Here is a 21,304-nt window from a genome sequence, read left to right as displayed (position 1 = left end):
GCTCAGTTCCCCTCGCCCTTGGGCGCCACGACGGCGCCGTCGGGCCGCCAGACCTGGCCGATCGACACGCTCTTGAGCTTCTTCTTGCGCCCGTACCAGAGGTTGACCAGGCCGCGCGAGAACATCACCGACGAGAACATCGAGGTCGCGATGCCCAGGCAGTGCACCACCGCGAAGCCGCGCACCGGGCCCGAGCCGAAGGCCAGCAGCGCCAGGCCCGCGATCAGCGTCGTGATGTTGGAGTCGAGGATGGTCGCGAACGCGCGTTCGTAGCCGGCGTTGATCGCCGCCTGCGGCGAGGCGCCGTTGCGCAGCTCTTCGCGCACGCGCTCGTTGATCAGCACGTTGGAGTCGATCGCCATGCCGAGCACCAGCGCGATGGCGGCGATGCCCGGCAGGCTCAGCGTGGCCTGCAGCATCGACAGCACCGCCACCAGCAGCAGCAGGTTGAAGGCCAGCGCCAGCGTGCTGAACACGCCGAACAGCAGGTAGTAGGCACACATGAACACGGCGATCGCGGCGAAGCCGTAGAGCACGCTGTTGATGCCCTTGTCGATGTTCTCGGCGCCCAGGCTCGGGCCGATGGTGCGCTCCTCGATGATCTCCATCGGCGCCGCCAGCGAGCCGGCGCGCAGCAGCAGCGACTGGTCGTTGGCCTCCTGCGTCGTCATCGTGCCGCTGATCTGCACGCGGCCGCCGGCGATCTCGCTGCGGATCACGGGTGCCGTCACGACCTCGCCCCGGCCCTTCTCGAACAGGATGATGGCCATGCGCTTGCCGACGTTCTCGCGCGTGACGTCCTTGAAGATGCGCGCGCCCTTGGCGTCCAGCGTCAGGTTGACGGTGGGTTCCTGGGTCTGGCTGTCGAAGCCGGGCTGCGCGTCGGTGAGGTTCTCGCCGGTCAGCACCACGCTGCGGTAGACGATGACCGGCTGGCCGCCGCGCTCCAGGAAGCGCTCGCTGCCGAACGGCACCGGGCCGGCGCCGGTGATGGCGTCGCGCGCCTCGCTGGTCTCGTTGACCATGCGGATTTCCAGCGTCGCGGTGCGGCCGATGATGTCCTTGGCCTTGGCCGTGTCCTGCACGCCGGGCAGCTGCACGACCACGCGGTCCAGGCCCGACTGCTGGATCACCGGCTCGGCCACGCCCAGTTCGTTGACGCGGTTGTGCAGCGTCGTGATGTTCTGCTTGACCGCCTGCTCCTGCACGCGGCGCGCGGCCTCGGGCTTGAGCGTGCCCACCAGCTTCAGGTCGGCGCCGTCGGCGGCCTCGGTCCAGGCCAGGTCGGGCAGCTGGTCGGCGAGCAGGTTGCGCGCCGTGGCCAGCGTGGCGGCGTCACGGAAGCGCACCTCGACGTTGTCGCCATCGCGGGTGATGCCGGCGTGGCGCACGTTCTTGTCGCGCAGCAGCGTGCGCATGTCGCCGGTGAAGGACTCGGCCTTCTTCGTCAACGCCGACTTCATGTCGACCTGCATCAGGAAGTGCACGCCGCCGCGCAGGTCCAGGCCCAGGTACATGGGCAGCGCGTGCAGGCTGGCCATCCAGGCCGGCGAACGCGACACCAGGTTCAGCGCCACGATCCAGCTCGGGTTCGCGGCGTCGGGGTTCAGCGCCTTCGCGACCGCGTCCTTGGCCTTGATCTGCGTGTCGGTGTCGCGGAAGCGCGCGCGCACCGAGTTGCCGTCGAACTGCACGAAGTCGGCCTGCAGGCCGGCGGCCTGCAGCGCCTGCTCGACCCGCTGCACCATGCCCGCGTCGATCTTCACGGTGGCCTTGCCCGAGGACACCTGCACCGCAGGCGCCTCGCCGTACAGGTTGGGCACGGTGTAGAGCAGGCCGATCAGCAGCGCGACCGCGAGGATCGCGTACTTCCACCAGGGATAGCGGTTCATGGGGGTTCCTGGCACGCGGCGCGCGCCCCGGCCGGCGGGGCGCCGCGCCGGGGCGGTTTACTTGAAGGTGCCCTTGGGCAGCACTTGCACGACGGCACCGCGCTGCACCTGCAGCTCGACGCCGTTGGCGACCTCGATGTCGAGGAAGCTGTCGCCGAGCTTGGCGATGCGACCGACGACGCCACCGGCGATGACGACCTCGTCGCCCTTGGCCAGCGCCTCGATCATGGCCTTCATCTCCTTCTGCTTCTTCATCTGCGGCCGGATCATGATGAAGTACAGCACCACGAACATCAGCACCAGCGGCAGCAGGCTCATCAGGCTGGATTCGGCGCCGCCTGCGGCGGCGGTCTGGGCGTAGGCGTTGGAAATGAACACGGTGGGGGTCCTGTCGGTGGTTTGCAGCCTATGCAGGCGAACCCGTCATTCTAAAGTGCCCGCCGGTGGCCCCGCCAGATCCGGGTGCGCTGGCAACAGCCGGGGCTCAAGGCGGGACCGTCTGCAGGGCGCCGGCGAAGCGCGGCGCCTGCCATAGCGGCAAGGCGCCGGGCACCGGGGCGGGCTCGAAGCGCGGCAGCAATCCGGCGGCCAGCGGCGCTGGGGCCGGGGTGCCGGCGGTCCCCACGCCGCGGGCGCTGAGCCGGTAGTCCAGACCGCCAGGGTCGAGGAAGTCGGCACGGTGCGCGCGCCGGTCGCCGGCGGTATCGGCCGCGGCGCCCGCTGTCGTCCTGCCGCTGCCCACGTAAAGATTGTTGCGCAGCACCACTTCGGTCGCGCCAGACGCCACGCGCACGAACGTGCCACCCCAGGCGGCATCGTTCACGAGCGTGTTGTGGGCCATGTGCAGGGTGTTCTGCGGCCAGGTGTAGCCCTCGGCGCCGTAGGAGACGAGGACCGAATTGCGCGTGCTTCGCGCCTGCTGCACCAGGTTGCCGACGATCTCGGCCACGCCGCCGTTCGGCAATTCCAGCTCGTAGCTGGCGCGGCCGCCGGGGCCGTCGGTGATGCGGTTGTACTCAATGCGGTTCCAGCGGGCCCGGCTCTTCACCAGGTGGCCCACGTTGGCATGGTGGAAGTGGTTGCCTGTCAGCCGCAGGCTGTCGATGCGCCCCACGTACAGGCCGTGCGTGAACCCGTCCCCGTGGCCGTTGTGGCCGAACTCGGACTGCACCACCTCCAGCTGCGTGCCGGGCGCGTCGCTGGTGAGCAGCCCGGTCTCGTTGTCGAGGAAGCTGCAGCCGCGCACGGTGAGCCGCCCGCGTTCGAGCCGGATGCCGGCGCCATTGCGGTCGGGCACGCGCGCGCCGACGAAGCTGATGTTCTCGACGGTGGCATTGCGGCCGCGGAAGACCCAGATCGCCTTGCCCTCGGCGTGGGCGCCGGCGGCGATCAGGCGCACGCGGTCGCCCAGGCCGCGCAGCACCAGGTCGGCCTGCGTCCAGACGGCCACGTCCGCCACGTAGTCGCCGGGATCGATCTCGATCACGCTGCCGTCCACCGCGATCCGCGCTGCGGCCTCGATGCGCTGCAGCGCGCGGGTCGGGCCGACCCGGAGGATGCGCGGGTCCGCAGCGGCAGACGGCGCCGCCGGCGCCGTGGCCGGGTTGGGCGGCAGCGGTGGCACGACGAACGGCGGCCCGCCGTCCCGGGTGTCGGGCAGGTCGAGCCAGGCCGCCGCGGCGTCCAGCACCGGCGTGGCCCAGGACGCCAGCACGGGATGCCCCTGCAGCCGCTGCCGGGCGTGCTCGACGACGTCGGCGGCGCTGCGGCCGATCTGCTGCCAGGCGATCAGCGCCGCAGCCGCCACTCCCGCTGCCAGCAGCAGCCCGGCCAGCAGCCCGCGTGCGCGCCGCACCGCCTCAGACCAGGACTTCGACGCAGCCGGGGTGACCCAGGAACGCCTGCGGGCTGGCGCTCGCGCCGTAGGCGCCCGACTGGAACACGACGACCAGGTCGCCGATGGCGGCCGTTGGCAGCTCCATGCGGTCGGCCAGCAGGTCCAGCGGCGTGCACAAAGGGCCCACCACCGACACCAGCTCGCGCTCGGCGGCCGCGGCGCGGTTGCCCACCGTGACCGGGTAGTTCTTGCGCACGACCTGGCCGAAGTTGCCCGAGGCCGACAGGTGGTGGTGCAGGCCGCCGTCGGTCACCAGGTAGACGTGGCCGCGCGAGACCTTGCGGTCGACGACGCGGGCCACGTACACACCGGCCTCGCCGACCAGGTAGCGCCCGAGCTCGATCACGAAGGCCGCGGCCGGCATCTCGCGCCGCGCCCGTTCCTGCAGCGCCGCCAGGTTGGCGCCGATGGGCGCCAGGTCCAGGCGCCGCTCGCCAGGAAAGTACGGGATGCCGAAGCCACCGCCCAGATTCAGGAAACGCACAGCCGAGGGCGCGGCGTCGGCCAGCCGCAGCGCCAGTTCGTAGCTCTTCTGCTGCGCCTCGCAAATTGACTCGGCCCGCAGGTTCTGCGAGCCGGCAAAGAGGTGGAAGCCTTCGAAGTCGAGACCGAGCGCGCCGACCTGCGCCAGCAGCGCCGGCACGCGTTCGGCATCGACGCCGAACTGCTTGGGCCCGCCGCCCATCTTCATGCCCGAGCCCTTCAGCTCGAAGTCGGGGTTCACGCGCACCGCGACGCGCGCGCTGCGGCCGATGTCGGCCGCGGCCTGCGCCAGCACGGGCAGCTCGCGTTCGGACTCGACGTTCACCAGCACGCCGGCCGCCACCGACTGGCGGATCTCGGCGTCGCGCTTGCCCGGGCCGGCGAAGCTGATCTCCGCCGGGTCGGCGCCGGCGTCCAGCGCCACCTTCAGCTCGCCGGCCGAGGCGACGTCGATGCCGTCGACCAGGCCGGCCATCAGCCCCACCACGGCCGGCATCGGGTTGGCCTTCATCGCATAGTGCAGCTTTACGCCCGCCGGCAGCGCGTGGCGCAGCGCAGCCACGCGGGCGCGCAGCAGACCGCGGTCGTAGGCGTAGAACGGCGTCTGGCCCACGCGCTGCGCCAGCAGCGTCAGCGGCACGCCGCCGACGCTGAGCTCGTCGCCCTGCAGCGCGAACTGGTCCATCGTGTCGTGCACGGGCTTGGCTGTCATGCTTGCTGTTCCGTCCATTCGGTGGCCAGGCGCTTGCGGTCGATCTTGCCGTTGGGGTTGCGCGGCAGCGGGCCGGGCACGGCCTGCACGCCGGCCGGCACCATGTACGCCGGCATGTGCAGCCGGCATGCGGCCAGCAGTGCAGCGACGTCGAGCTGCGCCGTGTCGGCCGCCGGCGTCGCGATGACCTGGATCGCCTGCCCCAGCGTCGGGTGGTCGACCCCGAAGGCCGCGCACTCGCCGACGAGCTTCGTCGCGTAGAGGATCTCCTCCACCTCGGTCGGGCTGACGCGGTAGCCCGAGGTCTTGATCATCTCGTCGCGGCGGCCGATGAAGTACAGGAAGCCCTCGGCGTCGCGGCGCACGTTGTCGCCGGAGAACACCGCGTACTCGGGCAGCTGCAGCCCGCCAGGGCGTCCGGGCAGCAGCTTGTAGCGCTCGGCCGTCTTCTCGGGGTCGTTCCAGTAGCCCTGGCCGACTAGCGCGCCGCGGTGCACCAGCTCGCCCGGCTCGTCGGGCGCGCACTCGCTGCCGTCCTCGCGCAGCACCAGGATCTCGGCGTTCGGGATCGCCTTGCCGATCGAGTCCGGGCGCCGGTCCACTTCCTCGGGGGGCAGGTAGGTCGAGCGGAAAGCCTCGGTCAGGCCGTACATCAGGAAGGGCCGGGCGCGCGGCACGCGCTGGCGCAGCGCGTTCAGCGTCTCGCGCGGCATGCGGCCGCCGGTGTTGGCGAAGTAGCGCAGGTGCTGGCCGATCGCCTCTGGCCAGTCGAGCTGCGTCAGCTGGATGTAGAGCGGCGGCACCGCCGTGATGCCGGTGACCTGCTCGCGCGCCATCGCCTTCAGCACGTCGTTGGGCAGCAGGTAGTTCAGCAGCACCACGCGTGCGCCGGCATGGAAGCCGGTGGTCAGCTGGCTGAAGCCGGCGTCGAACGACAGCGGCAGGGCCGCCAGCAGCGTGTCAGACGCTTCGTTCTCAAGGTAGCCGGCCACGCTCTTGGCACCAGCGACCATGTTGCGATGGGAGAGAACCACTCCTTTCGGACGACCGGTGCTTCCGGACGTATACAGAATTGCCGCCATGTCGGTGTCAATGACACGGTGGCCTGCGATGGGATCTGCATTAAGCACTGTCGCCCAACGAATGCAATCCAGATCTAACGGGCCGGAATCTGTCACCACGAGGTGCTTCAGCGAGGGACACGCCGGAAGAATCGGAGCGAGCATGACCGCGCGCTCGGGGGAGGTGACAAGCACCTGCACGTCGCAGTCCCGCAGGATGTAGCCCACTTGATCAGGCTTCAGCACTGGGTTGAGGGGCACAAAGACGGCTCCCGCCGAAGTCGAACCAAAGCTTGCGATCACGGTCTCAGATCGCTTCTCCAGGTAGATGCCAACCCGAGCACCGCGCGCTATTCCGAGTTGCATCAAGCCGCTCGCGAAGGACGTTGTGGCCTCAAGCAAATCGGCGTAACTAAGCGTGGATCGCCCGTCAGTCAACGCAGGTGCTGCGGCGGATCGGAAGGCGGATGCGAGGATGAGATCGTGGAGTAGTGTGGCTTCAGGCATGGTGGCATCGCGGCCTAGTTGCACGCTCCCCGTAGGTCGCGAAAATGAGTATGGCACAGGGTTTTCGCGACTACAGAGCCTGCGACAGCGACGATTCCGGGGCCGTGATGTTGTTTGCGACTGCAGGCAGGTGGCCTGCAGGCCACGGCCGCTCCGGCGCCTAGAATCACCAGGACCACACGCTTCATCTGGACTATGACTCTCGACCTAGAAAAAGGCGTATCGCGCGTATTGGACGAGGTGCTGAGCCTTGGAGGGCGCGGATTGGGGTTCTCGCGCGAGACCCAACTGTTGGGTGCGCTCCCTGAGCTTGACTCAATGGCAGTCGTTACGCTGATCACTTCCCTCGAGGAGCGGTTCGACATTGTGATTGACGACGACGACATCGATGGTGAGACCTTCGCAAGCGTTGGCTCATTGGTGGATCTTGTTCTGTCCAAGCGAGGCGGCTGAGAGCCGCTGTGGCAACCGCTTTCGATGCCTTCTACATCCGTGCTGCTAGCAGGTCTGGCGGGCAGCGGTTTTGTGTGCACCATGCGCCACGAGGATTGCCTGCGCGGGGAGTAGTGCTATACGTTCACCCGTTTGCAGAGGAGCTAAACAAGTCCCGGCGCATGGCGGCCATGGCATCGCGGGCCATGGCCCAAGCCGGATTTGCGGTCCTTCAGATCGACTTGCTCGGATGCGGCGACAGCAGTGGTGAGCTCTCAGACGCCGGATGGTCAGACTGGATCGAGGACGCCCTCCTTGGAGCAGATTGGTTGATGAACCGATACCCTGGACTACCCATGTGGTGGTGGGGCCTGCGCGCAGGTGCATTGGTAGCGTCACAAGCGGCACAGATGTGTCCGAGGGCTTCCAGCCTCCTGCTTTGGCAACCCGCGCTCTCCGGGAAGCTGCTTCTAAATCAGTTCCTGCGCCTTAACGCGGCGGCAGCGGGTCTGCTGGACGGATCGGCCAAAGAGGCAATGGCCCGAAGCCGCCAAGCTCTCGCTGCGGGCGATGACGTCGGGGTTGCTGGCTACCGCCTACCCGCAGCTGTCGCCGTTGGCTTGGAGCAGGCTGTGCTTCAGTTGCCGGAGCGTGTGCGGACGGTGCGGTGGCTGGAAGTCGTCGCGCGGGAACCGGCAGAACTCTTGCCGGCGTCGCTCGCGCAAGTAGACAAGTGGAATGCGGACATGTGCGATGCGCAGACTTGGGCGGTGTCGGGCCCTGCCTTTTGGCAAACGCAAGAGATTGAGGACGCTCCTGTGCTGGTTTACACCACTGTTCGTGCGCTGCTGTCTCCTGCCGGTTTGAAGTCTGGCGAATGACAGTATGAGCCCCACCGAGTATGCACTGAAGATTGAGTGCCAAGGCGAAGTGTTGATCGGCATCGTTTCTGACGATGCACATGCATGCGCCACGACAGATCTCGGTTTGTTGATCATTGTTGGTGGGCCACAGTACCGCGTCGGCAGTCACCGGCAGTTTGTACAGTTGGCTCGCAAAGTGGCTATGAGCGGCGTCCCAGTCTTGCGCTTTGATGTGCGTGGGATGGGTGACAGTACCGGCGATTTGCATACGTTTCAGCAAATTAGCGAAGACATAGCCGCAGCGGTGACGGCATTTCAAGAGGCGCGACCTAGCTTGCGGCGCGTCGCGCTATGGGGCCTTTGCGATGCCGCCAGTGCGGCCTTGCTGTATGTCCATGAACGTAGCGATCCTCGGGTAGCAGGCATCGCACTACTTAACCCATGGATCCGCTCCACCAGCAGCGAGGCACGTACGCGTATCAGACACTACTACTTTGAACGTTTGGTGCAAGGCACCTTTTGGCGCAAGTTGTTTAGCGGCAAGGTGGCATGGAGCGCTCTGAATCATTTTTTGCATAGCCTACATGCCACTTTTCGATCACCAAAGAGGCTGAGTACTGCCATTCTCAGCTTTCAAGACAAAATGGCTAACGGCTGGGCCAATTTTCGCGGACCTGTTCTCTTGCTTCTCAGTGAAAACGACTTCACTGGTCGAGAGTTTCAAAATTTCACAGCCAGCAGTGAGAATTGGCAGAAGGCAATTCAAGCGCATCCTGCGGAGACCAAAATAGTCCTTGGAGCTGACCATACCTGCTCAGCACCAGGATCGAAGGCTGTCGTGGAACAAGCGACGATTGACTGGCTTACTGCGCTACGAACTGCGAAGTCGCCGTGATCACAAACGCGATCACGAGCGTACCGAGGCTGCCCGTTTTTGGCTGGCGTTCGATGCTAGGGCCCAAAGATGCAGGCGTCAGCAGCATCCTTGACCGGTCAGATGCAATTTTCACAAGCAGCGGCAGCGCCGCCATTTTTCACGCGTTGCTTGCGCTCGGAGTAGAACGGGGCGATGGTGTATTGCTACCAAACTATCATTGCCCAACGATGATTTCGCCTGCAGCAACATTGGGTGCGCGACTGGCCTTCTACCCCATAGATAGTCGAGGCCACCCCAAGTTTGAGATCTTGAATAGGTTGGACATATCTCGAGTGCGCGTGCTGCACGCCACACACTTGTTTGGCTTTCCTACTCCAATGGCTGAACTGCGCCGCTGGTGCGACCAACGGAACATCGCGCTACTGGAGGATTGTGCCCACGCAATGTTTGGTCTTGTTGACGGAAGGCCTATCGGAAACTGGGGCGATGCCTCGATCGCCAGTCTGCCTAAATTCCTTCCTGCAGCAGACGGTGGCATCCTGCTGCTCAATGGCCCTGCACAACCACCTCGGCTGAGCAGTCGCACCTTCAAAGCAACTCTTCACGCAATAAAGGATATCGCCGAGATCGGCGCGATGGCCGGTGCATTACCCGGATTGAACCAGATGCTGATGGGTGGTTCAAGCCTGATTCGGTGGATCCGCGGAACTGGCGCCCGGCCTGAATCTGGATCTAGCGACATCGAATCTCCTTTTCCCAAGGCCAGTGCGCGCAGCAACACCAAGTATTTCGATTCGAGCCTAGCGAAACGCCAATCTACCGCACCTAGCCGATGGGTTGCCAAGAGCTTACCGCGCGCCCGCGTAGTGGATCGCCGCCGAGCCAATTACAGACGGCTTTCTGAGGAACTAAGGCATTCATCTGTTTTGCGACCTCTTTTCCCCGACCTGCCTGAAGGAGTAGTACCATACATGTTTCCTCTTTGGGTGGATCAACCTGACCCGGGTTGTGAGCGACTTCGCGCTCAGGGTATTCCTGTATTTCGCTGGGATCGCCTTTGGGCTGGAGCCAGTCAGGATGCAGGTGATTACGGTACGACTTGGGCACACCATGTCTTGCAGATTCCTTGCCACCAAGACATTGGTGAGCGTGAGTTGACATGGATGGTTCGCGTACTCTTGGAGGTATTCACAGAGGACAAACGATTTACGCTTGATACGCGAAGCACCTCGACACCATGAACTGGACCTTCGCACCCGCGAGCAACCTAGTCTCCCACGTTAATGTGTGGGATGGCTTGGCACGGCAGTACTGCGATGTTGTGTTTATGAGTTCGTCATTTCTGCTTCCTTTGATAGACGAACTCGGCAACGGTGACGAGATCCTCGCGCTGTGCCGGCAAGGCGATCGCTTGATCGCCGGAGCAATATTGTATCAGCCCCGTTTCGGGTTTTGGAAAACATTCAAACCGTCCCAGTTGCCACTGGGTGCGTGGTTGAGTGATTCCGGTGATGTGTTACCTGAACTGACGCTCACGCTATTGCGTACGCTGCCGGGGATTGCATTGAAGCTTGATATCGGGCCACTCGATCCACGATTGATGGCAAGATTGCCACAAGGACCATATTGGCAGACACAAAGCCACATCATCACATCTCACATCGAAATACAAGGAACCTACGAGGATTATTGGAACTCGCGCAGCAAGAGCTTGCGTCAGAACTGCAGAACGCAGAGAAATCGCCTACGGAGCAGCGCAACAGATGCTGCCCTAGAGTGCCTGACAGAGCGAGCAGACATCATGCAAGCACTCCTCGAGTATGGTCAACTCGAAACAAGCGGATGGAAAGGCAAGGCGGGCACCGCAATTCGAGCGGGTACGCCACAAGGCAGGTTCTATGAGAGGATGCTTGAAGGTCTCTGTGAACTCGGGCAAGCCATTGTGTTCAGGTACCGCATTGGTGGGCGACCAGTGGCCATCGATTTATGCATTCGTAATGAGCGCGAACTCATCGTCCTCAAGATCACCTACGACGAATCGATGGAAGGATTATCGCCTGCCGCACTGATGCGTCAGGATCAACTCCGCTGGCTGTGGGGGGATTCATTGATAAAACGTATTGAGTTTTACGGTCGAACAATGGAGTGGACAAAGCGTTGGACAGATCAAGAACGGACACTCTACTACTTCTCGGCGTTCAGATCCAAAGGCTGGATGAAGGCAGTGGAGATAATGCGTCGGCTGAAGCAGCTTCTTAACCGACTCCATACGCAGCGGGTTGAAGAGTCATCGAATTCGAACTGAGCAGTCATAGTGGGTGCATTTATCAATTGCAAGGATGCATCGCCAAACGCGATATGAGCGACTGATTGATGATCACAACTCAGTTCCCTGGTAAATTTGCCCAATCTTTTAGCCACAATGGGTGCGCCATCGGCGGCAGCCAACGCAATCGGGAGCGCCAGCATCGAGGGAGTATGGGCATCCACGTCACAAGCACGTACGCTCGCAGCACAGGCGTGGCGCTCGGGCGATGCCACTCGGAAGTGTTTCGGTGCGGAGTGGCCAAGCACGCTACAACACTCAGCCCCACTCGATTAACATTGAATTCTGTCTGCAATAACCGACCGATCAACCTGCACAGTGCTCAAGCATCTACTGCCAGCAGTCCAAATCAGGAATGGCTCCGGACCCGACAGTTCTTGCCCAGTTGAAACTCAATTGATGATCGATACGCTGCCTGATTTATCGCTGACGTACGCACTGCAATGCTCGTACCATGATACCCCAGAATATCCGCTCGCTCAGCGGCCGCAGCCCGTTACGATTGAGGGTAGTGCCGACCGTTGTTGTATCATTCATTTCGTCGTTGTGAGGCCAGCTACCGACAAAACTATCTCGCCAGCTGTCCCGGCGCGAAGACATTCGGTGCGAGGCCCGACTCCTGACCAAACGCGACGTGTTCCCCATGGGTAGCGTACGCAAGTCATTGTTACTTTCTGCCTTGGATAGCTATCTCGGCTTGTTGCTGCAGATCGCCAGTACAGTAATTATTGCTCGAATATTGACACCAGAGGAGGTTGGAGTTTTCGCTGTTGCGGCTGTTTTTGCCGCCCTAGCGAGTACTTTTCGTGACTTTGGTGTAGCAGAGTATTTGATCCAGGAACGCGAGTTGAGCAGCGATGCGATTCGTGCCGCATTTACGGTCAATATCGTTGTCTCATGGGGAATGGCTACTCTGCTCTTTGCCCTTTCGCCAATCATCGCAGACTTTTATCGTATCAATGGAGTCGGCGAAGTCATGCGCGTTCAAGCGCTTACTTTCCTGCTCATCCCTTTCGGCGCGGTGACGATGGCATGGTTCCGTCGCCAGATGAACTTTCGACCGATTCTCGTTAGCGGCCTTCTGGCAAATATTGTTTCGTTTGTTGTGGTCGTCAGCTTGGCACTCAGCGGATTCAGCTACATGAGCATGGCTTGGGCAGCGCTTGCTGGGGTTGCCGTGACGGTCGCGACCGCCTTACTTGTGCGTCCTATCGATTTCCCTAGGTGGCCAGGCCTTCGAGGCGTTAGACGTGTCATTGACTTCGGAAAGTTCGCAAGTGGCATCTACATCTTTGGGCAGCTTGGCAAAGGCGCACCAGAGATGGTGATCGGTCGCGTACTCGACATGTCAGCAGTCGGCATCTTCAGTCGAGCATCGGGACTAGTGGAGATATTCAATCGCCTTGTCCTCCGGTCCGTTCTACCAATTTGCTTACCCTACTTTGCACAATCTGTGCGAGAGCAGGGCAGCCCATTGCAGGGACTGCTGCGAACCATGTCGTACCTGACAGCCGTGGGATGGGTGTTCCTAGGCTTTATGGCAGTGGCAGCTTTCGCCGTGATTCGCGTTATGTACGGTACGCAATGGCTAGCGGCCATCGCTCTTGCCCAACTCCTGTGTCTTGCCGGAGCGATTGAACTGCTCTACTACCCCGCCAAGGAGGCGCTACTTTCACTGGGCAAGGTAAAGGAGTGCAACACCCTTCAGATCCTGACGCAAAGCCTTCGTATCGTGGGCGTGCTTTGCGTGATCCCATTTGGTTTGGCCGGTGCCGCCTGGGGCCTTGTCGGCGCAGCAATGGCGGGCGCACTGCTAGCGCATGCAGCACTGCAGCGTCATGTCGGACTTGGCCCGACCCATGTGCTGAGGGCCGTTGGTCCAAGCCTGCGCCTGACGATGCTTGCGATAGGTCCTTTGGCAGCGTGTAGCACGCTCTGGCCAATCAATGAGCAGAACTATGTCCGCTACGTCGTATTGGGCGTCTCCGCGACAACGCTGCTCTGGTTGCTTGGCTTGCGGTGGTTGCGCCATCCGCTGTGGATTGAAGTTCAGCGAGTCCTGCAGACCGTACGCCGGCGACTTGACTCTGCTCTGCGAGCAGGGCCTTAGCCGGAGTGAGAGCAAACAGCGCAAATCTCACGACGACTTCAAGCGTCCACACACCACAATACTGTCAGATCCAGTCTCTAGCGCCTCGCTGCATGCCTTCATGATCCGCCCCAGCTTCTTCCTTGTGTGCGCAATGCTGTTCTGTGAGGCGGCATCCGCCGACTTCAAACCCCAGAACGTGACAGCGGGCGAGATGGCACTGCTGCCAGAGTACTGCCCAGACACACAGGGCTTCCAATACGGCGACCAACACTACAACACGTCGCCTAGGGCCGCGTACTGGGTCGGGTTGATGGGAAAGAGCTTCTGGGCGCATCACCACTACTGTTGGGCGCTGATCTACATCAACCGAGCGAAGGCAGCGGGCTTGCGACCGCAAGAGCGAGAAGCCCTCTATCGCTGGGCCATCAATGATTACAGGTACGTAGTGCAGCACTCCACTCCTGATTTCGTCCTGCTACCGGAGGTTTGGACGCGGATGGGTGAAGCGTATGTGCTCTTGGGCGCAAACGGTTCGGCGTTTGAGGCCTTTGGAGCAGCGCGCAGGATCAAACCCGACTACTGGCCACCCTACGTGCGCTGGGCAGACGTTCTGGCACGCCTGGGCAAGCGCACGGAGGCTCTGGCCCACCTGGAAGAAGGCCTGCAGCGCATGCCGACTGAGCGCGCGCTGATAGAGGCCTACGAACGCCTGGGCGGAAACCACGCGCGGTTCGCCAGGTCCCCCCGCGCCGCCGCATCGGCCGCCAGCGCAACACCCTGAGACCCGAACCCATGCTCAACCACGACGCGCGTGCGACGCTCGCGCCCACCGCAGCCCGCGTCCCGACGCTGACCGCGGGCCGACCCCGGTTCCCGGCCGAAGCCGGAGCCGCCACCGACAGCGCCGAACACCGCTGGCGCCGTCTGCTGCAGTTGCACGGCCCGGCCCAGGCGGCCCGCCATGTGGACGGCGACTTCTCCGTCGCGCTGACGCTGGACGACGGCAGTGTCTTCCTGGCGGTCGACCGCTTCGCGGCGCGGTCGCTGTGCTACCGCGTGGAGGGCACGGCCCTGCGCGTGGCACCGCGGGCCGACGGCTTGGGCGGTGGCACGGCGCAGCTCGATCCGCAGGCGCTGTTCGATTACCTGTACTTTCACGTCATCCCGTCGCCGCGCACCGTGCACCAGGGCGTGCACCGGCTGCCGCCGGGCCACTACGCGCTGTTCCGCGACGGCCGGCTCACGGTGGCGCCGTACTGGACACCCACCTTCGCCCCGCAGCGGCGGCCGTCGTTCGATGACCTGCGCGAGGAGTTCCGCGGCCTGCTGCACCAGGCCGTGCGGCGCCAGCTCGACGGCAGCCGGCCGGCCTGCTTCCTCAGCGGCGGCACCGACAGCTCCACCGTGGCCGGACTGATCGGCGAAGTGGCCGGCCAGCCGGCGGCCACCTACTCGATCGGCTTCGAGGCCGAGGGCTACGACGAAATGGCCTACGCGCGCATCGCCGCGCAGCGCTACCGCACCGAGCACCACGAGTACTACGTGACGCCGGCCGACCTGGTGGCCAGCATCGGCAAGGTCGCGGCGTCGTACGACCAGCCGTTCGGCAATTCGTCGGCCGTGCCGGCTTACCACTGCGCACTGAACGCCGCCGGCGACGGCGTCACGCGGCTGCTCGCCGGCGACGGTGGCGACGAACTGTTCGGGGGCAACACGCGCTACGCGACGCAGCGCCTGTTCGGCTTCTACCAGCAGGTGCCGCAGGTGGTGCGCCGCGGCCTGCTGGAGCCGTTCTTCTCGATCGGCGCGGTGGGGCGCATGCCGCTGCTCAAGCGCGGCACGGGCTACATCCGCCAGGCCAACACGCCACTTCCTGGGCGCATGCAGGCCTTCAACCTGCTGCGCCGGCTGGGCTTCGGCGAAGTGCTGACGCCGGCCTTCCTGGCGCAAGTCGACCCCGCCAACGTGATGACGCAACAGCAGGCCGTGTGGGACGCCACCGGCCACGTCGACGAGATCGACCAGCACCTGGCTTTCGACTGGCGCTACACGCTGGCCGAGAACGACCTGCCCAAGGTGGTGGGCACGGCGGCGCTGGCGGGCGTGGACGTGGGCTTTCCGCTGCTCGACGACGACCTGCTGGCGTTCTCGATGCGGCTGCCGCCGGCCTACAAGCTCAAGGGCTTCACGCTGCGCTGGTTCTTCAAGGAAGCGCTGCGCGGCTTCCTGCCCGACGAGATCATCACGAAGAAGAAGCAGGGCTTCGGCCTGCCCTTCGGCGTGTGGCTGCTGCGCGACGAGCCGCTGCGCCGGCTGGCGAGCGAGTCGCTACAAGCCGTAACGCAACGAGGGGTGGTGCAGCCGCAGTTCGTGCAGCGCCTGCTGCACGAACATCTGCCCTCGGCGCCGCACTACTACGGCGGCATCGTCTGGGTGCTGATGATGCTCGAGCAGTGGCTGCAGGTGCACGCACCTACGTTCCGCGTCGAAACGTGACATCGTGCCGGGTTATTGCGCGGTGCACGCCGGGCCTGGCCCGCGGCGTGCTTGGCACCCGCTGCAGCCCGAGCCACGCGGCCGAACGGTCGGGGCGCCCATGCGCAGCCTGCGGCTTTCACACTCTGTGACGACATCGCCGGGTTCGGCGCTCACGCCGGCGCATATCGTGCCGATGAATGGAACATGCCGCGTGACGCGTGGACCTGGCTGTCGAGCCGGGCACCGCACAGCGCATGTCCACCCGAGGGAGAGACTTCAAGATGCATTCGGTGACGCGCAGGAACATCCTGCATGCCGCGGCTGCGGCTGCGACGACAGCGCTGGCTGGATGCGGAGGAGGTGGCAGCTCGGCCAGTGAAGTGCCGGCCACGCCCCAGGGCTCACCCCCGCCCCCGCCGTCGTCGGCACCGGTCGCCGACTTCAGCGCCGACCGCACCAGCGGCACCTCCCCGCTCGCCGTCGCGTTCGCCGATCGCAGCATGGGCAGCATCGACAGCTGGAACTGGGACTTCGGTGACGGCAGCAGCAGCACGCAGCGCAAACCGACCCACACCTACACGGCCGCCGGCACCTACACCGTGCGACTGACGGTCACCGGCCCTGGCGGCACCGACACCGGAATCCGCAGCAGCCTGCTGGTGGTGACCGCCGCGGCCGCCACGCGCGTGACGATCACCGGCCCGGGCTCGGCCGCCGCCGGCCGGCTGTCGGCACCCTTCTTCGTCAGCAGCGATGCACCGCTGCAGGGCAGCGTCACCGTCACACCCAACGACGGGGGCGCCGGTGGAAGCTTCATGCCGGCCAGCGTCACGCTGACGCCCGGCACGGGCACGGCCAGCTTCCAGTACACCGCAGCCAGCGCCGGCACGAAGACCATCGCGCTGACTAACAACGGCGGCCTCGCCAACCCGGCCGCGCTCGGCTTCTCGGCCATCGTCGTGACCTGGCCGAGCGCCATCGGCATCGGCAGCTGGGGCGTGATCCCGGCCAGCAACACGCTGGCGGCGCTGAACCCCGACAACGATCCGCTGGTCAACCCCAACCACCCGGCCACGGCTCCCTGGCGCATCGCTGGCAATCATGCTGGCATGATCACCGCCTGGTGCGGCGCGGCCTGGGACGAGCAATCCGGCACCATGTGGTGGGTCGACGCCGGCGGCCACAACGACAACTACGCCAATGGCGTCTACAAGCTGTCGCTGGAGCGCGCAATACCGGCCTACAGCCGCGTGCGCAAACCCAGCGGCGCCATTGGAACGGCACCCGTGGACTACGCGGCGGAACACGCCGGGCCGCAGCAGGCCGATTACTCCGACGGCCGGCCGCGTGCCAAGCACACCGTCAACGCCCAGTTCTTCTGGCCCGGCCGCGGCCCCGGCCAGGCCACCGAGATCCTGCTCAGCCCGCACGGCGGCGCGTCCACCTCGGGCCTTCTGCGCCCCTACATCGTCAGCGAGAGCACGGGCGAGCGCACGGTGGTCGGCAGCAGCAAGGCCAACGAACCGTCGGGTGGCTGGTCGGCGGCGGTCTACGACCCGGTGCGCAACTGCGTCTGGAAAATGCCCACAAGCAGCAGCACGCGCTTCTCGCGCTGGGGCGGCCCGGACAACGACAACTGGACCGACGTCGGCGACACCGTCTACTTCTCGGGCAGCGTCTCGCTGTGCTACATCCCCGGCCTCGACCTGATCCTGGTCGGCAACGGCGGCCGCGACTCGGGTGCGCAGTCCATCGTCGGCGGCTGGGGCGTGTTCGACCCGAAGACCGGCGTGCTGTATGCCAAGGGCATGACGACCACGTTCCCCACCTTCGCCGGTGCGCCGACGGTGGCGCCGGCCGGCTTCGACACCGGCCTGTGGCCCGGCCTGTGCCAGCCGCGCTGGGCGGCGTCGCTTGGCGCCGTGCTGGCCTGGGATAACAGCGTCGCCGGCACCACCACGCGGGTGATGCGCGTCACGCCGCCGGCGTCGGGCGACCCGCGCACCGGCACCTGGACCATCGACGAGCTGCCGGTCAGCGCGACGAACGCCGTGACGCCCAGCACGGCGACGCTCAACGGCACCTACGGCCGCTTCTTCGTCTGGGACGCGGCACGGGTGTGCGGCGTCATCAACAGCGTCGACGAGGCCGGCTTCTTCTTCCGCTACGGCTGACGGCCCGCCGGCGCGGGGTGCGCCCTGCGGCCGAACCCATTTCCGCGAACACACCGACATGACCACCATCGAAAGACGCAAGGCCCTGAAGACGGCCGTGGCCCTGGGTTGCAGCTGGCTCGCAGGCTGTGGTGGTGGCGGCGCATCGGAGGCCTCGACGCCGGCACCAGCGCCAGCGCCACCTGCCGGCGGGGGTGGTTCGATCCCGGGCTCCGGCACGGGAGGTACCCCGGTGCCGCTACCTCCGGCCACGACGGGCAAGTACCGCACGACGCAGGCCTACCTGTTCCAGTCCGTGCCGGCGAAGGTGATTCCCAAGCGCTTGCCCGAAGGCGACGACTTCTACTGGGACCGCTACGGCCCCACGCACCAGTACGTCGACTACCAGACCGGCTGGGCCTGGACGCGCCTGGGCGGCGACTGGCTCGACAGCGACCAGGTGCGGTTCGGCAACCGGCCCTGGTTCTCGGTGCCAGTCGACAAGGTACAGGGCGGCGCTGCCGCGGCCAGCTACGACGGCGACGTGACGGCCGCGCTGCAGTTCGTGCAGAGCACGGGCCGCTGGAACGCCTTCCTGCTCGATGCCAGGAACGCACCGCGGGTGTTGGCGGGCCCCTTCAACACCACCCAGGCGGCGCCGAAGATCGAGGTCACCTACAGCGATGGCAGCAAGGCCACGTTGGCCTGCCGGCTGGTGGCGCTCAACAGCAGCAGCACCACCGGCCCCAACACCACGAACCCCGAGTTCACGCTGCCGGCCTTCGTCGAGTTCGAACGGCCCTCCGCCGCGGTCGCCTCGGCGACGCTGCACTTCGTCATCACGCAGCACTGGAGCGGCGCGAACCCGGTCGTCGAAGGCTTCTTGCTCGACCCGCCGGTCACGCCCGATGTCGGCCAGGCCGGCCTGGCCGCCAGCGTCGGCGTACTGGACCAGGGCATCGAGAGCCACGCGGCAGTGATCGGCGCGCACCGCTACCTGGACGGCCTGCCGCTGTCGGACTTTGTGCACACCGGTCTCAGCACCCACAGCGCCGAACGCAACTACGACCCCGCCATCTACGGCACCGGCCCGACCGACCTGAGCAAGTTCCCGCACGTCGGTCTGGGCAAGTGGATCAACGCCGACAGCAGCTGGAGCGTGGTGGATTCGTCCTACCGCGGCGACGGCTTCGAGCCGCTGGCGCCAGGCCTGGGCGCGCTGCGCATCCCGCTGCCGGCAGAAGCCGGCGTGCGCGACGGCAGCGTCGTGGGCTACTCGGGTTCGGGCGCGGCCAACAGCATGATCTTCCTGCCCGAGGACCTGTTCGGCCGCCTCGGCCGCATCTTCGTGCGCTACTACTTCCGGTTGGGCACGCCGTACGCCACGACAGCGGCCAAGCGGTACCACGTCTACAACGAGGCCGGCAAGGCCGACTGGACGACGATGGCGGGCAAGTTCGGCATCGCGCCAGACCACTCGACCTACTACGGCGGCGTCAGCGGCTCGTCCGGTGGTGGCGACGGCTGGCAGATGCGCCACTCCTGGTACGACTGCGATGCCGGGACGGCGGGCCCCGACGAAGGCGGCTGGGCAGCTGGCTTCCACCTGTACGACTTCAATTACAAGAATCCGGCGGGGCATAACTATGGCAGTCAGTCTGCTGCAACCCAGAACTGGGGCCAGCGCGGCGGCCTCGGCGGCATGCTGTACGCAGGGCAGTGGTACTGCGTCGAAACCGAATTGAAGCTCAACACTGTGATGACCGGTGCGCCGGGTTACTTGCCCGACGGCGAGCTCCGAGCTTGGATCGACGGCCGCATGGTGTACGAGCGTACCGGCATGGTCTTCCGAACACTGCCGCTGAGCAACTATCCGTACATCGAGAACCGGACACGCCCGTGTCGCGAACTCGGCGTGCGCGGCATCTGGCTGAACTGGTTCCACGGCGGCAAGACGCTCACTTCAGTTGACCGCACCAGCTTCTACACGGGTCTGGTCTGGGCCAAGGAGTACATCGGACCGATGAAACTGCTGTAGAGATCCAGCGCCAACTTCAGCGCCAAATCCACAGCAATGTGAACGCGCGCCACATCGAGTGGCCAGCAGCGCGAAGCGTTATCGCCTTTCTTCCTTAGAACTCATTCACAGCGCTGGATTCGACATAACTCCGATCGAACGTCTCACTGCCGTTCGGCTGCCGTACCAGCAACGCAACTTGCGCACAAAGCGTGAACTTCTGAGCGCTTTGCTCCGAAGGAACCTGCTGCTAGCGCCCACTACCTCGCACCGGAATGAGTGCGGCAGCCTCGGCGATTACCTTGCGAGCGTTCCCTTCCCAGACGAATTGCCGGGTTCGAAGCGTCTGACCTGCCGCTACGCCTAGCGCGAGGCAGCGCTCACGATCGCTGACCATTTCATTCAATTTGGCTTCGATGCTGCCCATAACAGCAGGCTCGTACATTTCACAATCGACACCGCGAGTGAGCACCTCATGGTGATTCGGCTGATCTGGCGCCAGGATGGCTTTACCCAGAGCCATGTACTCGAAGAGGCACAGCGGCGAAGCGTATGGCACGAGTGCAGTCTGCAGAGCCACGTCAAAGGCCATGGCCGCCGCCGGCACATCAGCGCGAGCCACCACACCAGTGAAGTGCAGTTTGTCGACGACTCCCAGGCGCCGAGCCTGGGCCTCTAGAGCAGGGCGAACTGGCCCGTCGCCAACGACCAACAACACGACCCGATCATCCACTGGCCGTTGCGCCAACCAATCGACGATTCGATCCAATTGATCCCACTCACGAACAAAGCCGATGAAGCCAATGACCGTCTTGCCCGAAAGACCAAGCTTGGCCTTCGCAGCCTCGGCGGTGGGGAGCGCCTCGAAGTCCTTTGGATTGATCCCGTTCGGAACAACCCGAATACGACTCGCTTCGACGCCCATGGACTGAAGAAACTCGCCAAGGACCTGCGTGACAGGAAAGACGCGCTCCGCGCCTCGAAATGTGTAGCGCTCAAAACGATCAGCGAGCCAACCAAGTTTCAGGTTGCCATACTTCCGGCGGGCAATCGCATAGGGAGCGTTCACCTCCAAAAGGAGCGGTTTCCCCGTACTCTTGCTGGCCCAAACGCCTGCAGGTTGGTAGAGCGAGTAGCGCTCGTAGATGACATCCGGACGAAAATCGGCAATGGCACGGCACAAGCGCCGATATGCCACAAGTGAATACGCAGCTTCCGCGAGCTCATATGCAGCCCCAGGCAGCGCCTTCTTCAGCCTTCCGACCCATCCCGCACTTCCACCCTGTCCAGTGTCGGAGTGGTGTACCTCGGGCCCGACAAGGCGGACATCGTGCCCCAGCGCACGCATCGCCTCCACCATCTCCTCGATGTGAGTAATCTGACCGTCCTTCGACGCTATGCGGTGGTGATACAGGATGCGCATCGTGTAAGAGCTGTGCTGTTCGGGTTGGATTCTCTGTTTCATCGCACTCTCACCGCCGCCGAGCAGTGGCAAACGTGCTCCAGCATCCGGC

At 64.6% G+C, this 21,304-nt stretch carries 16 protein-coding genes; 10 read left to right on the top strand and 6 right to left on the bottom strand.

Annotated features, from left to right (window positions below; all coding sequences use genetic code 11):
- Positions 1-2 precede the first annotated feature (2 nt).
- The 5 genes from secD to ACPOLB_RS17940 all read right to left on the bottom strand — a co-directional run bounded on the left by secD (position 3) and on the right by ACPOLB_RS17940 (position 6,552).
- Entirely contained in the window at positions 3-1,892 is a 1,890-nt protein-coding gene (gene secD / locus ACPOLB_RS17960; protein WP_425257386.1) for a protein translocase subunit SecD, read from the bottom strand.
- 57 nt (positions 1,893-1,949) lie between these two features.
- Positions 1,950-2,270 carry a preprotein translocase subunit YajC gene (yajC, locus tag ACPOLB_RS17955; RefSeq protein ID WP_425257385.1) on the bottom strand — a complete coding sequence of 107 codons (321 nt, stop codon included), beginning with the start codon at positions 2,268-2,270 and terminating at the stop codon, positions 1,950-1,952.
- Between the two features lie 106 nt (positions 2,271-2,376).
- Positions 2,377-3,747, bottom strand: a complete 1,371-nt coding sequence (locus ACPOLB_RS17950; protein WP_425257384.1) for a right-handed parallel beta-helix repeat-containing protein — start codon at positions 3,745-3,747, stop codon at positions 2,377-2,379.
- A gap of 4 nt (positions 3,748-3,751) precedes the next feature.
- A complete protein-coding gene (locus ACPOLB_RS17945) occupies positions 3,752-4,984 on the bottom strand; it encodes a pyridoxal-dependent decarboxylase, exosortase A system-associated (protein WP_425257383.1) in 1,233 nt (410 codons plus the stop codon).
- Positions 4,981-6,552 carry an acyl-CoA ligase (AMP-forming), exosortase A system-associated gene (locus ACPOLB_RS17940; protein ID WP_425257382.1) on the bottom strand — a complete coding sequence of 524 codons (1,572 nt, stop codon included), beginning with the start codon at positions 6,550-6,552 and terminating at the stop codon, positions 4,981-4,983. The genes ACPOLB_RS17945 and ACPOLB_RS17940 overlap by 4 nt, the downstream gene beginning before the upstream one ends.
- Positions 6,553-6,747: 195 nt before the next feature.
- On the opposite strand from ACPOLB_RS17940, the gene ACPOLB_RS17935 reads away from it, so the two are divergent.
- The 10 genes from ACPOLB_RS17935 to ACPOLB_RS17890 all read left to right on the top strand — a co-directional run bounded on the left by ACPOLB_RS17935 (position 6,748) and on the right by ACPOLB_RS17890 (position 19,811).
- Entirely contained in the window at positions 6,748-7,005 is a 258-nt protein-coding gene (locus ACPOLB_RS17935; RefSeq protein ID WP_425257381.1) for a phosphopantetheine-binding protein, read from the top strand.
- Between the two features lie 8 nt (positions 7,006-7,013).
- On the top strand, positions 7,014-7,865 hold the full coding sequence (locus ACPOLB_RS17930; RefSeq protein WP_425257380.1) for a hydrolase 2, exosortase A system-associated: 852 nt from the start codon (positions 7,014-7,016) through the stop codon (positions 7,863-7,865).
- Positions 7,866-7,869: 4 nt separating this feature from the next.
- On the top strand, positions 7,870-8,742 hold the full coding sequence (locus ACPOLB_RS17925) for a hydrolase 1, exosortase A system-associated (RefSeq protein ID WP_425257379.1): 873 nt from the start codon (positions 7,870-7,872) through the stop codon (positions 8,740-8,742).
- Positions 8,739-9,965 carry a DegT/DnrJ/EryC1/StrS family aminotransferase gene (locus tag ACPOLB_RS17920; protein WP_425257378.1) on the top strand — a complete coding sequence of 409 codons (1,227 nt, stop codon included), beginning with the start codon at positions 8,739-8,741 and terminating at the stop codon, positions 9,963-9,965. Before ACPOLB_RS17925 ends, ACPOLB_RS17920 begins: the two co-directional genes overlap by 4 nt.
- Positions 9,962-11,029 carry a GNAT family N-acetyltransferase gene (locus ACPOLB_RS17915; RefSeq protein WP_425257377.1) on the top strand — a complete coding sequence of 356 codons (1,068 nt, stop codon included), beginning with the start codon at positions 9,962-9,964 and terminating at the stop codon, positions 11,027-11,029. The genes ACPOLB_RS17920 and ACPOLB_RS17915 overlap by 4 nt, the downstream gene beginning before the upstream one ends.
- Before the next feature lie 664 nt (positions 11,030-11,693).
- Entirely contained in the window at positions 11,694-13,160 is a 1,467-nt protein-coding gene (locus tag ACPOLB_RS17910) for an oligosaccharide flippase family protein (RefSeq protein WP_425257376.1), read from the top strand.
- A gap of 100 nt (positions 13,161-13,260) precedes the next feature.
- Positions 13,261-13,923, top strand: coding sequence for a hypothetical protein (locus ACPOLB_RS17905; RefSeq protein WP_425257375.1), 663 nt, complete (start codon positions 13,261-13,263; stop codon positions 13,921-13,923).
- Between the two features lie 11 nt (positions 13,924-13,934).
- The gene (locus tag ACPOLB_RS17900) at positions 13,935-15,638 is read left to right on the top strand and encodes an asparagine synthetase B family protein (RefSeq protein ID WP_425257374.1); all 1,704 of its coding nucleotides are present in this window, start codon (positions 13,935-13,937) and stop codon (positions 15,636-15,638) included.
- Positions 15,639-15,874: 236 nt separating this feature from the next.
- Positions 15,875-17,794 (top strand): PKD domain-containing protein, encoded by a 1,920-nt coding sequence (locus ACPOLB_RS17895; protein ID WP_425257373.1) that lies wholly within the window; start codon positions 15,875-15,877, stop codon positions 17,792-17,794.
- 232 nt (positions 17,795-18,026) lie between these two features.
- Positions 18,027-19,811, top strand: coding sequence for a hypothetical protein (locus tag ACPOLB_RS17890; protein WP_425257372.1), 1,785 nt, complete (start codon positions 18,027-18,029; stop codon positions 19,809-19,811).
- Between the two features lie 229 nt (positions 19,812-20,040).
- On the opposite strand, the gene ACPOLB_RS17885 is transcribed toward ACPOLB_RS17890, so the two are convergent.
- On the bottom strand, positions 20,041-21,255 hold the full coding sequence (locus tag ACPOLB_RS17885; RefSeq protein ID WP_425257371.1) for a glycosyltransferase: 1,215 nt from the start codon (positions 21,253-21,255) through the stop codon (positions 20,041-20,043).
- Positions 21,256-21,304: the final 49 nt, after the last annotated feature.

The organism is Rubrivivax soli (genome assembly GCF_049810355.1).
In the GTDB taxonomy this organism is placed as follows: domain Bacteria; phylum Pseudomonadota; class Gammaproteobacteria; order Burkholderiales; family Burkholderiaceae_C; genus Rubrivivax.
Note: the sequence above shows the minus strand (reverse complement) of the source record. Positions and strands in the feature narration are given on the sequence as shown.